The organism is Bifidobacterium catenulatum DSM 16992 = JCM 1194 = LMG 11043, from assembly GCF_001025195.1.
In the GTDB taxonomy this organism is placed as follows: Bacteria; Actinomycetota; Actinomycetes; order Actinomycetales; family Bifidobacteriaceae; genus Bifidobacterium; species Bifidobacterium catenulatum.
The window spans coordinates 1,520,652-1,540,753 of the sequence record NZ_AP012325.1; the positions used below are offsets into that span (position 1 = coordinate 1,520,652).

At 55.1% G+C, this 20,102-nt stretch carries 13 protein-coding genes and 1 pseudogene; 5 read left to right on the forward strand and 9 right to left on the reverse strand.

Features of this window, described 5'->3' with window-relative positions:
- Window positions 1-8 precede the first annotated feature (8 nt).
- Window positions 9-3,320: a mupirocin-resistant isoleucine--tRNA ligase gene (gene ileS, locus BBCT_RS06485; RefSeq protein WP_003834167.1), complete on the reverse strand. Its 3,312-nt coding sequence runs from the start codon at window positions 3,318-3,320 to the stop codon at window positions 9-11.
- Between the two features lie 353 nt (window positions 3,321-3,673).
- Window positions 3,674-4,684 carry a LacI family DNA-binding transcriptional regulator gene (locus BBCT_RS06490; RefSeq protein ID WP_003834166.1) on the reverse strand — a complete coding sequence of 337 codons (1,011 nt, stop codon included), beginning with the start codon at window positions 4,682-4,684 and terminating at the stop codon, window positions 3,674-3,676.
- A gap of 119 nt (window positions 4,685-4,803) precedes the next feature.
- Between BBCT_RS06490 and BBCT_RS06495 the strand changes: the two genes are divergently transcribed.
- Entirely contained in the window at window positions 4,804-5,010 is a 207-nt protein-coding gene (locus BBCT_RS06495; RefSeq protein ID WP_156178463.1) for a hypothetical protein, read from the forward strand.
- Between the two features lie 47 nt (window positions 5,011-5,057).
- Here BBCT_RS06495 and BBCT_RS06500 read toward each other — a convergent pair whose 3' ends face one another.
- The 4 genes from BBCT_RS06500 to BBCT_RS06515 form a co-directional block, all read right to left on the reverse strand.
- Window positions 5,058-7,106 carry an ABC transporter ATP-binding protein gene (locus BBCT_RS06500; RefSeq protein ID WP_003834162.1) on the reverse strand — a complete coding sequence of 683 codons (2,049 nt, stop codon included), beginning with the start codon at window positions 7,104-7,106 and terminating at the stop codon, window positions 5,058-5,060.
- Window positions 7,107-7,119: 13 nt separating this feature from the next.
- Window positions 7,120-8,931, reverse strand: a complete 1,812-nt coding sequence (locus BBCT_RS06505) for an ABC transporter ATP-binding protein (protein WP_003834160.1) — start codon at window positions 8,929-8,931, stop codon at window positions 7,120-7,122.
- Between the two features lie 38 nt (window positions 8,932-8,969).
- Window positions 8,970-9,683, reverse strand: coding sequence for a MarR family winged helix-turn-helix transcriptional regulator (locus BBCT_RS06510; RefSeq protein ID WP_227572412.1), 714 nt, complete (start codon window positions 9,681-9,683; stop codon window positions 8,970-8,972).
- A gap of 194 nt (window positions 9,684-9,877) precedes the next feature.
- Window positions 9,878-12,124 (reverse strand): exo-alpha-(1->6)-L-arabinopyranosidase, encoded by a 2,247-nt coding sequence (locus BBCT_RS06515; protein ID WP_003834157.1) that lies wholly within the window; start codon window positions 12,122-12,124, stop codon window positions 9,878-9,880.
- A gap of 254 nt (window positions 12,125-12,378) precedes the next feature.
- On the opposite strand from BBCT_RS06515, the gene BBCT_RS06520 reads away from it, so the two are divergent.
- Complete coding sequence (locus BBCT_RS06520) at window positions 12,379-12,957, forward strand: TetR/AcrR family transcriptional regulator (RefSeq protein ID WP_033512525.1); 579 nt, start codon at window positions 12,379-12,381, stop codon at window positions 12,955-12,957.
- 55 nt (window positions 12,958-13,012) lie between these two features.
- Window positions 13,013-14,215 (forward strand): glycerate kinase family protein, encoded by a 1,203-nt coding sequence (locus tag BBCT_RS06525; protein ID WP_003834154.1) that lies wholly within the window; start codon window positions 13,013-13,015, stop codon window positions 14,213-14,215.
- Here BBCT_RS06525 and BBCT_RS06530 read toward each other — a convergent pair.
- The 3 genes and pseudogenes from BBCT_RS06530 to BBCT_RS06540 all read right to left on the reverse strand — a co-directional run.
- Window positions 14,190-14,468 carry a hypothetical protein gene (locus BBCT_RS06530; RefSeq protein WP_003834153.1) on the reverse strand — a complete coding sequence of 93 codons (279 nt, stop codon included), beginning with the start codon at window positions 14,466-14,468 and terminating at the stop codon, window positions 14,190-14,192. The genes BBCT_RS06525 and BBCT_RS06530 overlap by 26 nt on opposite strands.
- A gap of 72 nt (window positions 14,469-14,540) precedes the next feature.
- Window positions 14,541-16,883 (reverse strand): glycoside hydrolase family 3 N-terminal domain-containing protein, encoded by a 2,343-nt coding sequence (locus BBCT_RS06535; RefSeq protein WP_128805826.1) that lies wholly within the window; start codon window positions 16,881-16,883, stop codon window positions 14,541-14,543.
- Window positions 16,884-17,057: 174 nt separating this feature from the next.
- A pseudogene (locus BBCT_RS06540) lies at window positions 17,058-17,354 on the reverse strand (TetR family transcriptional regulator); the annotation flags it as partial.
- Between the two features lie 122 nt (window positions 17,355-17,476).
- Between BBCT_RS06540 and BBCT_RS06545 the strand changes: the two are divergent.
- The gene (locus BBCT_RS06545; RefSeq protein ID WP_003834150.1) at window positions 17,477-18,715 is read left to right on the forward strand and encodes an MFS transporter; all 1,239 of its coding nucleotides are present in this window, start codon (window positions 17,477-17,479) and stop codon (window positions 18,713-18,715) included.
- Between the two features lie 39 nt (window positions 18,716-18,754).
- A complete protein-coding gene (locus BBCT_RS06550; RefSeq protein WP_003834148.1) occupies window positions 18,755-19,942 on the forward strand; it encodes an ATP-grasp domain-containing protein in 1,188 nt (395 codons plus the stop codon).
- Window positions 19,943-20,102 lie beyond the last annotated feature (160 nt).

A 20,102-nucleotide genomic window follows, 5' to 3' on the forward strand; every position in this document is an offset into this window, starting at 1 on the left:
TAGCCAGATCAGGCCTTGGCAACCTCAACGTTCAGCTCATCGCCGGCCGTCACTTCGAAAGAGGTGGCAAGCGTTTCGGAAGAGACGAGTTTCTTGAACTGTTCGACCTTGGCCACGTCTTCGGCGGGCACAACGAGCTTCAGGGCGATGCGGTCGGAGATTTGCAGATCGGCGGCCTTACGGGCATCCTGCACAGCGCGAATCACGTCGCGCGCATAGCCTTCGGCGATCAGATCATCGTTCAGCTCGGTGTCGAGGATCACGAAGCCGCCGGTCGGCAGCGCGGCGGAAACGGAGTTGGCGGCCTCTTCGGCGTTCTTCTCCTCCACGCTGTTGATCAGCTCATATTCGCCTTCCTCAAGCACGATCTCACCGTTCGGAGTCTCACATACCGGAGCGCCTTCGGCGTTCACATGCCATGCGCCGGACTTGGAAGCCTTGATGGCGAACTGCACGTCCTTGCGCAGGCGCTTGCCTGCCACGCGAGCGTTCACACGCAGCTCGTTGATGATCTTCAAGCCTTGGGCTTCGGCATCTTCAAGCGTGCACAATTCAACGTTCTTCACGTTCAGTTCGGATTTGAGAATCTCGTCGTATGCGGCCACGGCGGCAGTGTTTTCTACCACAACGGTCAGCTTGGACAGCGGCTGGCGCACGCGAATCTGCTTCGTCTTACGCATAGACAGGGTGCCGGACACGACCTCGCGCACCTTCTCCATCGCATCAACCAGAGCCGGATCGTCAACAAGCACACGGCCCAGTTCGCTCGCTTCGCCAGTCTGCTCGTCGGCAAGGAACGGCCAGTCAGCCAGATGCACGGATTCGCCACCGGTCAGGCCACGCCACACGGCTTCCGCTTCCATCGGAGCAAGCGGTGCGATCACGCGCATGAATGCTTCAAGCACGGTGTACAACGTGTTGAACGCGTTCGCATCCTCGTTCCAGAAACGGTCACGATTGTTGCGGATGTACCAGTTGGTGAGCATGTCGATGAAATCGGACACGGCTTCACATGCGTCGGAAATCAGGAAGTCATCCAGCGAATGCTGCGTCTTCTCGATCAGTCGGCGGGTACGTGCCAGCAGATAACGGTCCATTTCCGGCAGTGCGGCAACCTCATCGGCATGCAGCGCACGAGCATCGAACCCGGCACCATTATTGGCAGCGTTCGCATACAGGGTGAAGAAGTAGTACGAGCTCCACACCGGCAGCATGACCTGACGAACGGTGTCACGAATGCCATCGGCGGTCACGATCAGATTACCGCCGCGCAGAATCGGCGAGCTCATGAGGAACCAACGCATGGCGTCGGAACCGAAATCGTTGAACACGCCGTTCACGTCCGGATAGTTGCGCAGATGCTTCGACATCTTCTGGCCGTCGGAGCCAAGCACGATGCCGTGGCAGATCACGTTCTTGAATGCCGGCTTGTCGAACAGTGCGGTCGCCATGATGTGCTGCACGTAGAACCAGCCACGGGTCTGGCCAATGTATTCCACGATGTAATCGCAAGGGAAATGCTGTTCGAACGTTTCCTTGTTCTCAAACGGGTAATGGTACTGGGCGAAGCTCATGGAACCGGATTCGAACCAGCAGTCCATCACGTCGGTGATGCGGTGCATGTGGCTCTTACCGGTCGGATCGTCCGGGTTGACGCGGGTCAATTCGTCGATGTACGGGCGGTGCATGTTGACATTGCCGTCCTTATCGCGCGGATAGTCGCCGAAGTCGGCCTTCAGCTCGTCCAGCGAACCGTACACGTCAACGCGCGGATACTTCGGATCGTCAGACACCCACACCGGAATCGGCGAACCCCAGAAACGGTTGCGTGAGATCGACCAGTCGCGGGCATTGGCAAGCCACTTGCCGAACTGGCCGTCCTTCACATTGCCCGGAATCCAGTTAATCTCCTGGTTCAGTTCGAGCAGACGGTCCTTGATTTTGGTGACGGACACGAACCACGAGCTCACCGGCTTGTAGATAAGCGGCGTGGCGCAACGCCAGCAATGCGGGTAGGAGTGCACGTAACTCTTCTCTTGGAAGAGAATCGCGCGCTGGTCTTCCGGAATACGCTCCAGCGGGCCGTCGCCGGCACGCAGGTTACGCAGAATCGGCTTGTTCGCATCGAACACGTACATGCCCTCGTAGTCCGGGCACAGCGCGGTGAACTTGCAGCCCGCGTCGAGCACGTCAACGCTCTTGATGCCCTTAGCGTTAAGCGTGTTCATATCGTCCTCGCCGTACGGAGCCTGATGCACGAGGCCGGTACCTTCAACGGTATCGACATAGTCGGCGGTGAAGATCTGGTAGCCTTCCGGACCTGGGACCTTGCCTTCGATGGCGTTCTCGTCGCCTGCGAAGTACGGGAACACCGGGTAGTAGCGCCAGCCTTCCATTTCGGCACCCTTGAGTTCGCGCACGATCTCATAGTTCTCGCCGAGTTCCTTGGCGTAGGAGCCGAGCAGCGGCTTGCCCAGATAGAACTTCTTGCCAGCGAACTTGCCTTCAGTCGGACGCACTTCCACATAGTCGATGTCTGCGCCGACCACAATGGCGAAGTTGGTGGGAACGGTCCACGGTGTAGTGGTCCAGAACACCGCGTAGGCGTCTTCCTCATCGCGCAGCTTCACGGCCACGGACACGGTGGTGTCTTGACGATCCTGATACACGTCGGCATCCATGCGCAGCTCATGCGCGGAAAGCGGCGTCTGATCCTTCGGGCAGTACGGCAGCACGCGGTAGCCCTGATATGCGAGGCCCTTGTCATACAGCTGCTTGAACGCCCACATCACGGATTCCATGTATGGAATGTTCAGCGTCTTGTAGCCATGCTCGAAATCGACCCAACGTGCCTGACGGTGCACGTAGTCCTTCCACTCGTTGGTGTACTTGAGCACGGAGGCACGGCAGGCATCATTGAACTTGTCGATGCCCATTTCCTTAACCTGATCGACCGAATCGATGCCCAGTTCCTTCTGGGCTTCAAGCTCAGCCGGCAGACCGTGCGTATCCCAACCGAACACACGATTGACCTTGTGGCCCTTCATGGTCTGGTAACGCGGAATCACATCTTTGGCGTAACCGGTCAGCAGGTGGCCGTAATGCGGCAGACCGTTGGCGAACGGAGGGCCGTCGAAGAACACGAATTCGTTCTGGCTGTGATCGCCGGAAGGACGGCGTTCAATGGACTTCTGGAAAGTGTCGTCCTTCTCCCAATAATCAAGGACGGATTCTTCCAGCTTCGGGAAACTGGGGTTCGGCGCTACATTGGCGCTCTGCTCACCCGCAGCTGCCTTCGGATACACGTTGTTTTCGCTCACCGTATCTCCTCGTAGGTTCTTACTATTTGTCTCCTACGAGGACGATGACTATAGCGCCTGCTGGACGCCGCCACCGCGGTACCACCTCGTTTGCCATGCTTTTGTTACGCGCACGACCGCTCGTATGTTCGGCTGTTCGGGCCTTCCCGCCGGGTCTAATAAGCCGCTGACACGACCGTTCTTCCGGAAGCTCCCCGCTGATAACGGATCATCGCTCGCATTTCGGTTGTCACTATAGCATGCGGCGCGAACTATTTCGCTTGTTTTTTCATGATTATGGACGATTCTTAAGTAGGATTCACAAGAATGTAAAAGTAAAAAGAATCACTAGACGAGTAACGTTTTAAGCATCACTATTTCGCCGGAACGAAACTGTCACGCACCACCAATGACGTCGACAGATACGCATGCTGGCGAATCGTGCGCTTGCCGGAAATGGCGTCGCCCAATGCCAAGGTCGCCACACGCGCAAGCTCGTTCTGATCGATGGAGAAGGTACTCAACGGCGGTGAGGTCAACTGCGAAATCGTCTGATTGTTGATGCTGATCACGCTGATGTCGCGCGGCACCAGCACGCCGACCGCATTGAACGCCTGCAGCACGCCCACCGCAATCACATCGGCGGCGACAATCACGGCATCCGGCAGCACACCATTATGGTCATGCACGAACCGCTCCCCCAAAGCACGTCCGTTACTCACCGTGAACAGTCCGTCGGAATACACGAGCCCGTCCGACTGAATGCCGAAACGTCTCGTTTCACGGCGGAAATACGTAGCGCGGTTCTCCTCATCGACCTCATAGAAGTTCATCAGGCAGCCCTTGCCGCCAATAAACCCGACACGCTTCATGCCCTTGGCCGCACACGCCGCAACCGCATCATGTATGGTCTGCTGCAAATCAGGTTGCACGGAATCAAACAGATTCGGCGCCGGATTCACATCAATGAACACGCCATATGGCATGGCTTCATGCAACCGCCCCAAGTCCTTTTCACTAATTCGGTCAGCGCCGATCGCCATGAAGCCGTCGAATTTGGAACTGCGCGCAATCATGTCATCAAGGTCGTGGAACACCGTCATTTCCATGCGTTGTTGCTCAGCATTGCGTTCGAGCGCTGAACGCAAATCAGTGTAATAGGAGTCACGCAACGCTTCTTCAGACTCCTCATTATCAAGCAATGCGACCTTGTGAGGAACGACGATGCGTTTGGTCTGCATGCTGTAGCCGAGATCTTCGCTTGCCTGAATGATCTTACGACGCGTCCCCTCACGCACGGAAAGGGTGGGATCCCCATTCAGAAGTCGAGACACCGTAGCTTGAGAAAACCCGGTACGCTGCGCAATTTCTTTAATCGTCGCCATGTCTCGCTCTCCAATTTAGTAAATCGTTTACCTCATGAAAGAATAGCCTATTATTGAAATAACGACAAACCAAGCAAGATTCGCGCAACGATTACGCAAGCCAATTATAATCGTTGTTCGTGCAGCAGTCTCATGAACGTATGATGGAACATCCTTCGCCGAAGGCAGGCTGGCCGCAGCCGAATACCATGCATGCCAAAGGCAATATGAAATCCCTTGCTTCAAAATCGCAATTTCAAAGCAAGGGATTTTCCAGAGGATCCATGCCGTTCAAGGCCACCGGCCATAAGGGCGGTATCAGCCGACAGGGCTCGAAGCGCGGCTAGTGTAGCTAGCGTGTGCTCGCATCGCTCCAATTCAGGAGACTATTCGACTATTCGAGTTCTACGGCACCTGTGTAGAGCTGGTAGTACTCGCCCTTCTGTGCGATGAGCTCGTCATGCGAGCCGCGTTCGATGATGCGGCCATGGTCGAGCACCATGATCACGTCGGAATTGCGCACGGTGGACAGGCGGTGTGCGATCACGAACACGGTACGACCCTTCATGAGGTTATCCATACCGGCCTGCACCACTTCCTCGGTACGGGTGTCGATGGACGAAGTAGCCTCGTCGAGGATCATGGCCGGCGGATCGGCCACGGCTGCACGAGCGATGGAGATCAGCTGACGCTGGCCCTGAGACAGACCAGAACCATCACCTTCGAGCACGGTCTGGTAGCCGTTGGGCAGCATGCGGATGAAGCCGTCGGCGTTCGTAAGCTTCGCAGCGGCAATGCATTCCTCGTCAGTGGCGTCGAGCCGACCGTAACGGATGTTGTCCATCACCGTGCCTGTGAACAGATTCACGTCCTGCAGCACCACACCCAGCGAACGACGCAGATCCGGCTTGCGGATGCCCTTGACGGAAATGCCGTCGTACAGAATCATGCCGTCTTGAATGTCATAGAAACGGTTGATCAGGTTAGTCACCGTGGTCTTACCGGCACCCGTGGCACCGACCAATGCGATCTTCTGCCCGGGCTTGGCGAACCAAGTGATGTCATGCAGCACCGGCTTGTTGGGATTGTAGCCGAAGGTCACGTCGGTGAAGCGCACATCGCCCTGCAGCAGGGTGAGGCGTCCATCCGGCGAAGTGATAGCGGTTTCACGGGCCTTCATCGCTACTTCTGCAGCACGCGGGCTCAAGGACTGCGCGGCCTTGAGCGAACGAGTGCCATCGTCGCCCTCCTCGCGCTTCCACGCCCAGTGACCGGTTTCATGGTCGACTTCGGTCATGGTGCGGCCGTCTTCGCCGAGTTCCACATTCACCAAGGTCACGGAACCGTCGTCATCTTCCGGCTGTTCGTCCATGAGCGCGAAGATACGGGATGCGCCGGCGAGCGCCATCATCACCATGTTGAACTGCATGGACACCTGACCGAGCGGGTTCACGAAGGAACGAGACAGCGTCAGCAGAGAGACGAGCGTGCCCAAGGTGAGCTGTCCGGCCCCGGACAGGCCGAAGTTGCCGAGTCCGGAAATCGCCGCGAATCCGCCAAAGATTGCAAGCAGAATGTAGAGCAGATAGCCCATGTTGCCGACGATCGGCATAGTCACATTGCCCCACGTGTTCGCTTCGGCGGAAGCTTCGAAGAGTTCTTCGTTCTTCTTGTCGAAAGTGGTTTGGGTGGCGTCCTCATGGTTGAAGACCTTGATGACCTTCTGGCCGTTGACCGCTTCTTCCACGAATGCGTTCACATCGCCGATGGCGATCTGCTGCTTGACGAAGTAACGTCCGGAACGGGAAACGACCTTGCGCACCACCACGAACAGAATTACGGTGAATGCGAGCACAAAAATAGTGACAGGCACCGACAGCCACAGCATCGACACGAGCGCCGCAAGCGCGGACACCGCGGACGAGAACATTTGCGGGAACGATTGGCTGATGGCCTGGCGCAATGTGTCGGTGTCGTTGGTGTAACGGCTCATGATGTCACCGTGTTCGTTGGTATCGAAATAACGGATCGGCAAGGTCTGCTGGTGAGCGAACATGTCGTCGCGGATCTTCTTCAATGTGCCCTGTTCCACGGCGACGATGATCCACTGCCATAGCCAGCTGCAGAAAATGCCGGCTGCATACAGGCATGCCATGAGTGTCAGCGCACGCAACAGCGGCATCCAGTCAGGGTTGGTGGCACCAACCATGGGCAGAATGTAGGTGTCGATCAGCGACTGCAGGAACAGTGACGATCCGGCCTGCGCTGCGGCTCCGACAAGAATGCACACTACTACGAGCGCCACGCGCCACTTGTATTGGAAGATGTAGCCGAAAATACGCTTGGTGGTGCCCGGTGCGGCTTTCTGCATTGGTGGCTTCGGCTGTTTGCTGGCCACGTTGTTGTTTTCCTTGGATTTCAATGCGGAAGTTTGTTCAGTCATCTGTTGCCTCCTTTCACTGCAGTTCCTCAGGTTGAGCCTGATTCTTGGTTTGCGATTCGTAGATGGAACGGTATTCGTCGCAGTTTTCGAGCAGTTGTTCATGCGTGCCGGCTGCCATGATGCGACCGTGGTCCATGACGAGAATCATGTCGGATTCCTGCACAGAGGCCACACGCTGGGCGATGATGATCTTCGTGGTGTCGGGAATCTCATGATGGAATGCGGTACGAATCAGCTGATCGGTTTTGGTGTCGACCGCGGATGTAGAATCGTCGAGGATCAGGATTTTCGGCTTTTTCAGCAACGCACGCGCAATGCACAGACGCTGGCGCTGGCCGCCGGAAACGTTGGTACCGCCCTGTTCGATGTACGTATCGTACTTATCGGGGAATTCCTGAATGAAGCCGTCAGCCTGCGCAAGCTGGCACGCGTGGCGAATCTCTTCATCAGTGGCGTTTGGATTGCCCCAACGCAGATTTTCGGCAATGGTTCCGGAGAAGAGCACGTTCTTTTGCAACACCATGGCAACCTGATCACGCAATACTTCCAAATCGTAATCACGCACATCCACGCCGCCGACCTTCAGCGAACCTTCGGTCACGTCATACAAACGTGGCACAAGCTGCACCAGACTGGACTTTGCGGAACCGGTGCCGCCGACGATGCCGATGGTCATGCCGGAACGAATCTTGAAATCAATATCGTCAAGCACCGGCTTTTCGGAAGTGGCGGAATAACGGAAGGTGACATGGTCGAAATCGATATCGCCATTCTTTACTTCCTTGACTGGATTAGCCGGATTCGTAACCGTGCTTTCCTCGTTCAGCACCTGGCAGATACGTTCGGCGGAAGCCTGCGAAATAATGCACATCACGAAAATCATGGAAAGCATCATCATAGCCATGAGGATCTGCATGGCGTAAGTGACCAGTGCGGTCAGATCGCCGGTGGTCAAGCCTAGGGCTGCATTGTTGCCGGACGCCACGATCTGCCGGGCGCCCATCCATGCGATGAGCAGCATGGACACGTACACGCACAGCATCATAAGCGGATTGTTGAAGCTCATAATGCGTTCGGCCTTGGTAAAGTCCTTGAAGATGCGCTGCGAAATGCGGTTGAACTTTTCGGTTTCATGGCTTTCGCGATTGTAGGACTTGACCACGCGGATGCCCTGCAGGTTCTCGTCGACCACGTTATTGAGCTTGTCGTATGTGTGGAACACACGCTCGAACACCGGGTGCACCAGCACCGCCAGGCCACACAAGCCGATGGCGAGCACCGGAATGCAGGCGAGGAACACCAAAGAGATGGATGGGCTGATGCGGAAGGAGAAGATCCACGCCACAATCACCATGATCGGAGCGCGCACACCCATGCGGATAATCATCGAATACGCGTTCTGCAGGTTGGTCACATCGGTGGTCAGTCGTGTGATGATCGAACCGGTGGAGAAACGGTCGATATTGGTGAAGCTGTAACCTTGCACCTTCTCAAACTGATCGTGACGCAGATTCTTCGCGAATCCGGCACCTGCGATAGCCGAGAACTTTCCAGCCAAAAAGCCGGATGTCAGCGAGACTACCGAGCAAATCAACAGAATCAAGCCGAATTTCAAAATCGCCGGCATGCTGCCACCGCTGATGCCCTCATCAATCAGCGATGCCATGACAGTCGGAATAAGGATTTCCAGCACGCTTTCCACGGCTACGAATGCCGGGGAGAGCAGACTGACTTTTTTGTATTCGCGCAGGGATTTGCCCAGTGTGCGAATGACATGCTGCTTTGGTTTCGGCGTTGCGGACGCCGTTGCGTTTGCCGTTGTCACTACTTGCCCTTTCCTTTTATTTTTACCTATGACGTGTGTTACTTGCGATTGCGCGCGATCGCCATTTCCTGCGATATCCGCAGTACGTGCGAGACATACTCATCACGAGCATCGCGATTATTCGAGGCATAGTCATCGCATGTTTTTTGCGGAACCTGCGATTCTTGCGGAACCTGCGATTTGCTTGCGTCCTGTTCCTGTATTTCCAAACTTGGATATCGACTTTCGTCTCCGATCAAACCTGTTTTCACCAGATTCGTCTGCATGACGTCGAGCACGTGCATGAATTGGCGGATCTGATCGTCTTCAAGGCCTTCCAGCAGGATTCGTTCCATGTTTTTCGCATTGTCGCGCAAGACTTCGGCGATATGCCTCGACTTGTCCGTCAACACGATTTTTTTCAGTCGTGCGTCGCGTTTCACCGGTTCGCGCGCGATCAGGCCCTTCTGTTCCATCAGCCCCAGCACCCGGCATGATGTGGATCGGGTCACGCCGAAACGTTGCTCGATGTCTTGAGGAAAGATTTCCTCGTTGTCATGCCGTGCGAGATACACGATGACGTCAACGTTGCCGTTGCTGATGTCTTCCGCCGCTTCAGGGCGGGTGACGCGCAGATACCGGTTGACCACGTTGTGCAGCGAGCGAATGGCCACGCTGGGGGGCTTTGCCAAGCCGCTTTCCCAGACTTCGAAGAGTCGTGAGCCAGTCGGTTCCTTGTATTGTTCGTTCGTCACTTCCGTCACAGCATACATAGTAAACCGTTGTATATACAACTGTTGCATATGCAACAATTGGCATGTCGTACGTATCCGTTTGCCCTGAAAATCGTCATAAAGCAACAATCCCAGAGCAACCTTCCAACAATGCAAAGGCCGAGGAATCAGGTCCGCACCGGTTCAGAGTAACGGATCAGATTCCCCGACCTTAAGTCTTGAATCCCGCGAAACTACTTGGTGAGTTCAGCGTATTCGGCAAGCATGTATTCGAAGATCTGCTTGCCATCGGCACCCATCAGCACCGACATGCTGTTGATCGGCATGGAGTCGAGGAACAGACGGGTCATGTCATTGTCGGGCACGATCGGCATGCGGCCGGCTTCACCTTCGGCACGCAGCTTCTCGAGCACCTTGGAACCGAGCGGATCCTTACGCCATTCCATGAAGTTGGACCACTCGGTGAGCGGCTGGGCCTTACCGTCGCCATCGAGCTCCACTACCGCGGAACCGGCGATGTCACGGCTGGACGTGCCGACTTCGATGGCGTATTCGCCGCTCTCCACATGCCAGTCGTTGAACTTCTCAGACCAGTAGGCGAAGGCGCGATCGTCGAGATCGAAGGAGACTTCGGCGGATTCGCCGGCTTTGAGGAACACCTTCTTGAAGCCTTTGAGCTCGTGCTTCGGGCGGGCCACGTCAGCCTTGCCAGGAGCCACGTACACCTGCACGGTTTCGGCGGCGTCAACGTTCGAGGTGTTCTTGACCACTGCGCTGACGGTTGCGGTGCAGGCACCGGTCTTGACGGCCTTCACGTCGCTCACTTCGAACGTGGCGTAGCTCAAGCCGAAGCCGAACGGGTAGTCGACGGCCTTGTTGTAGGTGTCGTAATAGCGGTAGCCCACAAACACGCCTTCGCCATAATCGACATGCCCCTCTTCACCCGGCCAGTTGATGGTGCTCGGATCGTCGTTGATGTCGAAGGGAATGGTCTGCGCAAGCTTGCCGGACGGGCTCACCTTGCCGAATAGCACGTCGGCGAGCGCCGGACCGCCAGACTGGCCGAGCAGCCAGGATTCGAGGATGCCCTTGGCGTTCTTGGCCCATGGTGCCACGGTGACGACGGAGCCGTTGGAGAGTATGACCACAACGTTCTTGTTTTCGGCTGCGACGGCTTCGAGCAGTGCGATCTGCTTGGCCGGCATGTCGAGGGTCTCACGGTCGAAGCCTTCGGATTCGGCCGCTTCAGGGAGCCCCAGGAACATGAGCACCACGTCGGCGCCCTTGGCAGCTTCGACGGCTTCGGTTTCGAGTGTTGGATCGGCCGGTTCGAGGTCGAGGGTGAATCCTGGGGCGAACTTGGCATCCACGCCGCGTTCGGTGAGGGCGTCAAGGAAGCTGGTCATCTTGGTTGGGGTGATGTGCGAGGAGCCGCCGCCCTGGTAGCGCGGAGTACGTGCGAATTCGCCGATGACGGTGACCTTGGCATCGCCAGCGACTGGCAGAATGGCGTCATCGTTCTTGAGGAGCACCATGGATTCGACGGCGGCCTGATGTGCGACCTCATCGTGGGCTTCGATGTCGAAACGATAGTTTTCGACGCTCATGGCTGCGCGGGTCTTGTTGACCAAGTCGATCATGCCTTGTGCCATGCGGTCGAGCTGTGCCGGCTGGATGCGGCCGTCGCGTGCGGCGTAGACGATTTGGTCGTCGGTGTAGCTTGGCGGCATTTCGAGGTTGAGGCCCGCATTGAGGGAGGCCACGCGGTCGTGGTCGGCGCCCCAGTCGCTCATGACGATACCTTGGAAGCCCCATTCGTCGCGCAGCACGTCGGTGAGTAGCCAGCGATTCTGGGCGGCATGCACGCCGTTGATGCAGTTGTATGCGCACATGATGGTCCACGGCTGGGCTTCCTTGACGATGTGTTCGAATGCCGGGAAGTAGATTTCGCGCAGCGCACGCTGGGAGATGTTGGCGCTGATGCGCAGCCGGTCGGTCTCCTGGCTGTTGGCGGCGAAATGCTTGAGCGAAGTGCCCACGCCCTTGGACTGCACGCCTGCGACGATGCCGACCGCCTCATGACCCGCCAGATACGGGTCTTCGGACCAGTATTCGAAGCAGCGGCCGCCAAGCGGGTTGCGCTTGATGTTCACGCCGGGACCGAGAATTACGGCAACCTTCTCCTGAATGCATTCTTCGGCCATGGCTTCGCCGACCTGGTGGATGAGTTCCGGATTCCACGAGCTGGACAGGCCCGCGGCCGGCGGGAAGCAGGTGGCGGGCACGGAGTTGTTCAGATCGACTTCGCCGGTGGTGGCCGAGTTGGACTTGCGCAGGCCGTGGGGGCCGTCGGTGATCATATAGCCGGGAATGCCCTTGGCTTCAACGCCTTGCAGATGCCAAGCGTCGCCGCCGGAAGTTAGGGATGCCTTTTCTTCAAGCGTCAGGTCATTGACGGAAGGATAGGTGTTTTCGCTCATACGTTCCTCTTTCGCATCGTTTTCTTGAGTTCGTATCGGTTAACCGGCCTGTGGAATCTCAACCCCGAAATCTTTACTAACCGGTCGGTAGGTACTTTATCAAAATCAACATCACAACACGCCAATCATCTTTGAAAAATCAGTTAACCGACCGTAAAGTAACTGCAGTATTTACGACTTGAGAGAAATGACGATTCATAAGCATTGCAGCGCACATGAATCGCCATTCATGGAAGGCAAGAAAGGGAATCATCATGGCCAACGAAGAAGTCGACCGAAGAGCGGCGATTCTCAATGCGGCCGTCGAACTGTTTGGAACGCTCGGCTATTACGGCACTTCCCTGCAGAAAATCGCCGATCGCGTAGGACTCACCAAGGCTGGCGTGCTGCATTATGTCGGCAGTAAGGAAGGACTGCTCACAGCCGCGCTGGACGAAGTCTACGATTCCGAAACGGAAGACATTCTTACCGACATAGTACGTGAGCCACGACCGTTGATCGCTGACATGTGGCGCAGAATCGTGGCGGTGAACGCACGCAGACCGATTCAGGTGCACATGTTTTCCACGTTGAGCGCCGAAGCGATCGACCCGAACCACCCCGCACACGAGTATTTCGCCAACCGCGAACTGCATAATGCCGACACCGCACTCAACATCCGTTGGCAAGTGCCTGAAGGTGTTGATACGCGTCGGCTGCTTAATGCGGGATTCGCCATGATGGACGGCGTGCAGCTGCGTTGGCTGCGCACGCCCGGCCAGGACCTGAACGCCATGTGGGCGGAATGCGAAGACGCCCTGTTCCCCCTGCCCATGTGGGAGGGTTACCGCTAAGCCTCTGCCCCGGCACTGCATTAATGTATAGATGCAGACGTAAAAGGAGGCATGTATGCGGATTCTGCTGGCACCGGACTCGTTCAAGGAAGCCGCTTCGGCTGAAGCAATCGCACAGGCGATGGCTCGCGGCATTAAGCGTGGCAATCCGCAGGCGGAATGCCGGCTCATGCCTCTTTCCGATGGCGGCGAAGGATTAACACAAGCCTTGGTTCATGCCACCGCCGGCACGTTGCACAATGTTGAGACAGTTGATGCGATCGGCCGCCCGATTACCGCTCAGTTTGGCTTTCTTGGCAATAATCGTGCTTCTTGTATTCTCCACACCGCCGTAGTCGAGTTGGCTTCGGCAAGCGGACTTGAACGGGTCTCCCCCGCCGACCGCAATGCGTTGTCTGCTTCCACGTTCGGCACCGGCTTGCTGATTCGTGCTGCGATTGACGCTGGCGCGAATCGTATTGTGCTTGGTTTGGGCGGCAGTGCCACTACGGATGGTGGCACGGGGTTGGCTCGCGCGCTTGGATTTCGTTTTCTTGATACGGCAGGTCATGATATTCCGCTTGGTGGCGGTTCTCTTGTTGATTTGGAGAGGATTGACGATTCGGAAGTTCCCGATTTTGTAAAAAATGTTCCGATTGTTCTCGCCTGCGATGTCAGCAATCCTTTGACCGGACCGGAAGGTGCTGCGCATGTGTTCGCTCCGCAAAAAGGCGCGAACACAGCACAGGTCGAACTCCTCGATCAGGGACTCGCGAATCTCGCACACGCGATCATGCAATACAATGGCCGCGATATTGAGCGCATTCCCGGTACAGGCGCCGCGGGCGGTACCGGCGGCGGGATGCTCGGCCTGTTCAATACAACAGTACGGCCGGGAATCGAACTTGTGCTCGATCTTGCGCATGGTCGAGAAGCATGCGCATGGGCCGACGTCATCATCACCGGCGAAGGTTCCATCGACAGTCAGACACCGTACGGCAAAGTGCCGAGTGGCATTGCGAAACTGGCGCAATCGCAAGGAAAACCAACTATTGCCATTGGCGGAACGGTAACCCGCGATCCACACACCATCGAAGCGTTGAACGAGACCGGCATCGTCGCAACGTTCGGCATTGCGCCCGGGCCGGCTGATCTTGCGACGCTGATCGCCAACACGGAACGCAATGTCGAGATCACGTGTGCCGCAATCGCCGGCACACTGCGCGTTGCTTCGGCTACTGCAGTAGCTGCAACTACTTCACCTTGCGAATCAGCATGATGAACACCGTGCCCAGTAGCACCGCAACCACAGCGATCGGGAACAAAGCCGTATAACCGCCAGTGGCAAGCACAATCGCGCCGGCAAGCTGCTGTATGGCGTTCATCCCCGCGGAACAGTCGGCGTTCATTGACGATGGCAACTGGTTCAACGCATGCGTCTGATCAGGCACCAGTACGAATCCGGAAGCAGCCATAAATAACGCGTATGCCACGGCAATGGTCCATTCATGTGAGCCGCCCACGATCGGCATTTCGTAGGCGGCTCATATCAGACTAGCGTGTCGATTATTGGGTTCTGCGACACGGCTTATTTCGTTTCGCTTTTACGCGACGGTGAAGGTAGTGCGCTTCAAGTGTTCGCGACGGCTGGAATGGCCGATAAGCACTTCGAATTCGCCCGGTTCGACAATTCGGTTAGCTTCCGAATCGACGATGGTGCAATCGGAAACCGGAATGTCGAAGGCAACGGTCTTACTTTTGCCTGGTTCGAGTTCCACGCGCTGGAATGCTTTGAGTTCACGATCAGTCCAGCTGTAGGAGGTCACGATGTCGCCGATGTAGAGCTGCACTACTTCCGTGCCCTTGCGATCGCCCGTATTGGTGAGGGTGATTTCGGCATGCACGGTGTCGGTTTCGGCGAATATGCCGGATTCCGGAACGTTGGTGATGGTCGGATCTCCGTATTCGAACGTGGTGTAGCTCAGACCCTCGCCGAATGCGAATGCCGGATTCTGCGTGAGGTCGGCGTAACGGTTGCCGTGCTGGCCTCGAATCTGGTTGTAGTAGACCGGCAGCTGTCCTGCGTGACGCGGGAAGGTGATCGGCAGGCGTCCGCTCGGTTCGGTTTCGCCAAGAATGATTTCGGCGATGGCCTGGCCGCCCTTCATGCCCGGGCTTGGAGCCCACAGCAGAGCCGAAGTGCCTTCGGCTGGAGTTTCGCCAACAATCACGCCGTTGGTGCCGATCACGGATGCCGGCAGCACTTGCGGCTTGGAGCTGACGAGCACCACCACGAACGGCTTGCCGGTTTCGCGAGCCACGTTCGACAGTGCATCGATCAGCGTATTCTGTCCGCCGAGCAGTTCAAGCGTGGCGGTGGAGCAGCCTTCGCCAATGGCCTGGATCACATCGCCCACCACGGCCACGATCAGGTCGCTTTTGCGTGCGTTTTCCACGGCTTCGTCAAGCAGTGCGCGATCAATCTTGGCGGAAACGCCGATCTTCGGGCGAGGCTGTCCATCCGGGTAGAACTCGCCTTCCGGATCGGGCACCAAATCCACGATGTTGGCACCGCGAGAGTACACGACCTCGCAACCTTCCGGAGCGAGCTGCTTGAAACCATCAAGCACGGTGGTGATCATTTCACGCGGGTGGCCGTCAGGCATCCAGTTGATCTGGCCGGAACTGCCTGCCCAGTCGCCCAGCTGGGTCTGGGCGTCATCGGCGAGCGGACCAACGACCGCGATACGCTTCGCACCGGCTACGTTGAACGGCAGTGAACCGTCGTTCTTCAGCAATGCCACGGCTTCGCGAGCCACTTCAAGGTTGAGCTGCTGATGCTCTTCGGAACCGATCACTGCATCGATACGCTTCTGGTCGGGCAAGCGTGGATCTTCGAACAGTCCAAGACGGAACTTCAGTGCGAGAATACGAGCCACGGCGGCATCGATCAACGATTCGTCAAGCAGACCGGTCTTCACGGCTTCGATCGCACCCTCGTAGAACTTTGGCGTGGTCATCACCAAGTCGTTGCCGGACTTGACCGCATCGGCAGCAGCCTGCACATAGTCAGGCTTGACCTTCTGCTCCCACACGGAACGGCCGACGTTGTCCCAGTCGGTGATGAGCGTGCCCTGATAGTTCCAAGCGCCACGCAGTTTGTCGGAAAGCAGCCACTTGTTGAAGGTGACCGGCACACCTTCGATGGATTCGTAGCCGAGCATGAAGGTGCCGCAGCCTTCCTTGGCCACGCGTTCAAACGGCGGCAGGAACCAGGATTCCAGCTTGCGGTGGCTCAGGTCGGCTTCGGAAGCGTCACGCCCTCCCTGTGTTTCGGAATAGCCTGCGAAATGCTTGGCGCATGCGAGGATCGCGTCTTTGGCGAGCGGCTCGCCCGCCTTGGCTCCACCTTGATAGCCCTTGACAATGGACGATGCCATTTCGCCAATCAGGTACGGATCTTCGCCAAAGGTTTCGCCCACGCGGCCCCAACGGGTGTCTCGCGCGATGCACAGCACCGGGGAGAACGTCCAATGCACGCCGGTGGCTGACACTTCCTCGGCGGTGGCACGGCCCGCGGCCTGTACCTTTTCAGAATCCCACGTGGTTGCCATGCCTAGCTGTTCCGGGAAAATGGTGGCTCCCGGCCAGAAGGAATAGCCGTGAATGCAGTCGTCGCCGATCACCAGCGGAATGCCGAGACGGGTTTTGGCGTTCACCGTTTCCACGGCTTTCGGCAGATCGGACGGCGAGGTGTGCAGAATGGAACCAACGTGCTTGTTGACGATCAGATCGTCCAAATCGCCGCTTCGCGCGTCAAGCTGCATCATCTGTCCGACTTTTTCCTCAAGGGTCATTCGACCAAGCAGATCGGCGATGCGTTCCTCAGTAGGAAGTTCCGGATTCCTATAGGGCAGATTTACAGTATTTTCAGTGGTTTCGGCCATGGATTGCTCACTTTCCTCATTGAAGCGATTTTCTTTAATTACCAATTGGTAGTTTAGTATATCATATGCACATCCGCAACTCGACATAACCCTGTCAACGCAAAAGGCGAGGGACCATCAGACCCTCGCCTTTTCGCACGCGCATGCAATGCCAATCTCAACAAGTATTCAAAATCAACGATATGCATCCCACAACGGGGATGGAAACAGCATGTTTTCCATCTGAGCCCACTCTTTGCATAAATCAACTTCAGGCTCGCGCAACCACCATAATTGCACACCATCCATGATTTCCATGGCTTTACGCACCACCGGTCGCATGCTCGACTTCCATGAACCCAATTGCGGAGGAATCAGCCAAGGATATTGCGAATAGTTCTCCCAAATATCGTCCATACGAGCAGTGAATTCATCATGCAACGGATGTTCAGGATTCAACGATTCCACAGAAAGCACGGTAAACTTTGAAACAGACACCCCCAAGTATGCCAAAACCAAGCGTCACTATATGTGGACGCAGCAATGAACAATTCCCCTATGACAACTAGCATGGGGAGACATTATTTGTAAAGCATAAAAGAAGGTCCATTCAAATGGAGAAGCCGAACGATATTAAAAGAGACTCCATATCAGTGAATTACTTTTTGAATACTGCTGCGTACAGCGGTCTCTTCTCCCTTCTTTCGGTTATTCTCACCGGCCAAGTTTCTGCGGCGTCATCGCTATATGTTGGGCTGGCGCTCGGAATTTTATCTCTTTTTTCTAGAGGCAGTACTGTTTTTATAGGTAGCCTGATTGAGCGTTTCTCAACGGTATCCCTCACCGAGGCCGGTTTCGGATTCATGGTTTTTTCACTTTTGCTGCTACAACCGGCAATGGGTGGTTTTATCGGCTTCCTTTTTGCGGATTTGGCTTTGCTGGGACTCGGTCTTTCATTGGTTAATTTTGCCCTACGAGGGCATATCATCGCTACAGTAAAGGATAAAAAAATTCAGGCTTCTTTGTTTGCTTTAGTGACTATGGCAGCCAATCTTGGATCCGCGATTGGACCTCTGGGCTCGAATTACATATATAAAGCTTTCGGACAAACGCTCTTTATTGCAATCATCGTCGGACTCTATGCTTTTTCTGCTTTACTAGCTCCAATAGCGCTGACTCATCATGTCTTCATACGCAATGAGAAAAGCGGCGAGGAAAACACTTCCTCCATCGTGAAGACCATTACAGACTCGCTGAAAAGTCCCGGTACGGTTCTTGCCATCCTGGCGGTGTTCGTGGGCAGTATAATGAATGGTCAGCTTTTTGCCGGAATGGCATTGGAATTCCACTCGTTATCCGATAGTCCAGTCATAAGAGGATTGTTCTATTCCATTGATGCCATATCGGTCATAGCACTGCAAATGCCGGTAAGTAAGATCATCTCGCGCAATATGACCAAAGAACATAATGCCACCTCATTCATAGTCAAAAGCCTGGGGATTTATGGAATTTCCTTCGCACTATTCGCCTGCGGAGTCTCGTCGTACTGGTGGATATGCATCATTTCCTTGGTTGTGTTCTCCATTGCAGAATGCATCTATGCGCCATTAATCAATATTGCTCTGGTAGAGGCACAGCCAGATAAGCCTTTGGTGGACATTCTGAACTATCGGCTGATAATTGCAGCCATTGGTGAATCGGCAGGCTCATTCCTTGGCGGTTGGATCGTTCCGGCACTACGTCCTGCAGGATTGACGGCTTGGTATTGGTGTGCACTGGCGTTAGTGGGAATAATGCCTGCAGTCGTCACTAATCAAATTAGAAAACGTGGACAAAGAATCATTCGTCATTGAAAGAAAAAGTCTTGGTGAGTACACCGGAAGGGGAATGACATGAAAGTATTATTGCTGCAACAGCCCAAATCTTTCTCAAATTATCCTAAATGGATTGAGGAAATCCAAGAACGTTTCGATTGTTTAGAAGTTATGGTCTTCACCTCGAACGATCGAGCCGCACACCATAGTTGGCCGAGCTCCGTCATCAAGGAAATCGAGGTTTCCGATTATTCCTCTGATAGCGCTACCGCAAAATTCTTTGATATTGTCAGGAAATTTAAACCAGATAGGATAGTTTCCAGCTCAGAGGAAGACGTACTGAGGGTTGCAGAGGCGAGAAGTTTATTTGGAATTCCCGGTTTACAGCATGAACTGGCGTTAAGCTGTCGAGATAAAGTCACGATGAAACAATCGGCCCTTGATGCCGGATTAAAGATTATTCCCTATACCACCTGCCAAGGCTTTGGAGATATTATTTCGGCGTTCGATCGTTGGGAGACGGTTGTTCTCAAACCTCGATGGGGCGCAGGGTCTGCAGGCATTACGATATTGCATTCGAAAGATGACCTGCCTGCTTTAGCTACCAAGCCGGAATTCATACGAAACGTGCATTCAAACCAGTATTACTTAGAGGAATATTGTTCCGGTTCCGTCTACCATGTGGATGTAGTCTATATCAATTCCGGTTCGATTCTGATCTCACCATCACGGTACCTTGTCCCGCCACTGGATTTCGAGAAACAAAACACCGGTTCCGTGATGTTGGATGAGAACGGTGCCGACTATTCCGAGCTGCTCCGACTGACAAAGCAATTAATTGCATCTTTCAACGATCAGACGATTCCGAATGTGATGCATATCGAATTCTATAAGAATGAAACCGGTGATTTCGTATTCGGGGAAATGGCGGCACGCAGAGGAGGCGGTCTCATCAAGCAGGAGCTGGCAGCCGCCTATGACATAGACCAAAGCAAGGCCAACTTCCTATTGGAACTTGGTCTTGTCGATGCGGATGCGAATATTACGCGATCATCTCAGTATGGCATACTGCTGGAAACCGCTGGATTGAACTGGCCAAAGGAAAAAGAAATCCCGGATTGGGCGGTTTTGGAATCTGTGGGCAAGAAAAAAGGTATCGCTCATAACTCTGTTGATTCTGACAGGAAATTTCTTATTTCCGGCAAGAATGAATCTGAGATTATTCAACGTTCTAATTATCTTATAAATAGTCAATATAATGAGTAAAATTAACTTTTTACAGAGGGACAATTGTAACTAATTCTGCAGCAGGTTCTATATATGACGAATTATTATGTAGAATTGGTAATTCTACTGAATCTAGACTCTTCCGTAAAATAATGATACTAGTATCGCTAGGGATGTTGGGAGCCAGCATTGGCGTCTA

Excerpts from the sequence above, each read along its gene's own strand:
- BBCT_RS06490 (WP_003834166.1), bottom strand. The coding sequence starts at position 4,684 with ATGGCGACGATTAAAGAAATTGCGCAGCGTACCGGGTTTTCTCAAGCT.
- BBCT_RS06500 (WP_003834162.1), bottom strand. The coding sequence starts at position 7,106 with ATGACTGAACAAACTTCCGCATTGAAATCCAAGGAAAACAACAACGTG.
- BBCT_RS06510 (WP_227572412.1), bottom strand. The coding sequence starts at position 9,683 with ATGTATGCTGTGACGGAAGTGACGAACGAACAATACAAGGAACCGACT.
- BBCT_RS06515 (WP_003834157.1), bottom strand. The coding sequence starts at position 12,124 with ATGAGCGAAAACACCTATCCTTCCGTCAATGACCTGACGCTTGAAGAA.
- BBCT_RS06520 (WP_033512525.1), top strand. The coding sequence starts at position 12,379 with ATGGCCAACGAAGAAGTCGACCGAAGAGCGGCGATTCTCAATGCGGCC.
- BBCT_RS06525 (WP_003834154.1), top strand. The coding sequence starts at position 13,013 with ATGCGGATTCTGCTGGCACCGGACTCGTTCAAGGAAGCCGCTTCGGCT.
- BBCT_RS06530 (WP_003834153.1), bottom strand. The coding sequence starts at position 14,468 with ATGCCGATCGTGGGCGGCTCACATGAATGGACCATTGCCGTGGCATAC.
- BBCT_RS06535 (WP_128805826.1), bottom strand. The coding sequence starts at position 16,883 with ATGGCCGAAACCACTGAAAATACTGTAAATCTGCCCTATAGGAATCCG.
- BBCT_RS06545 (WP_003834150.1), top strand. The coding sequence starts at position 17,477 with ATGGAGAAGCCGAACGATATTAAAAGAGACTCCATATCAGTGAATTAC.
- BBCT_RS06550 (WP_003834148.1), top strand. The coding sequence starts at position 18,755 with ATGAAAGTATTATTGCTGCAACAGCCCAAATCTTTCTCAAATTATCCT.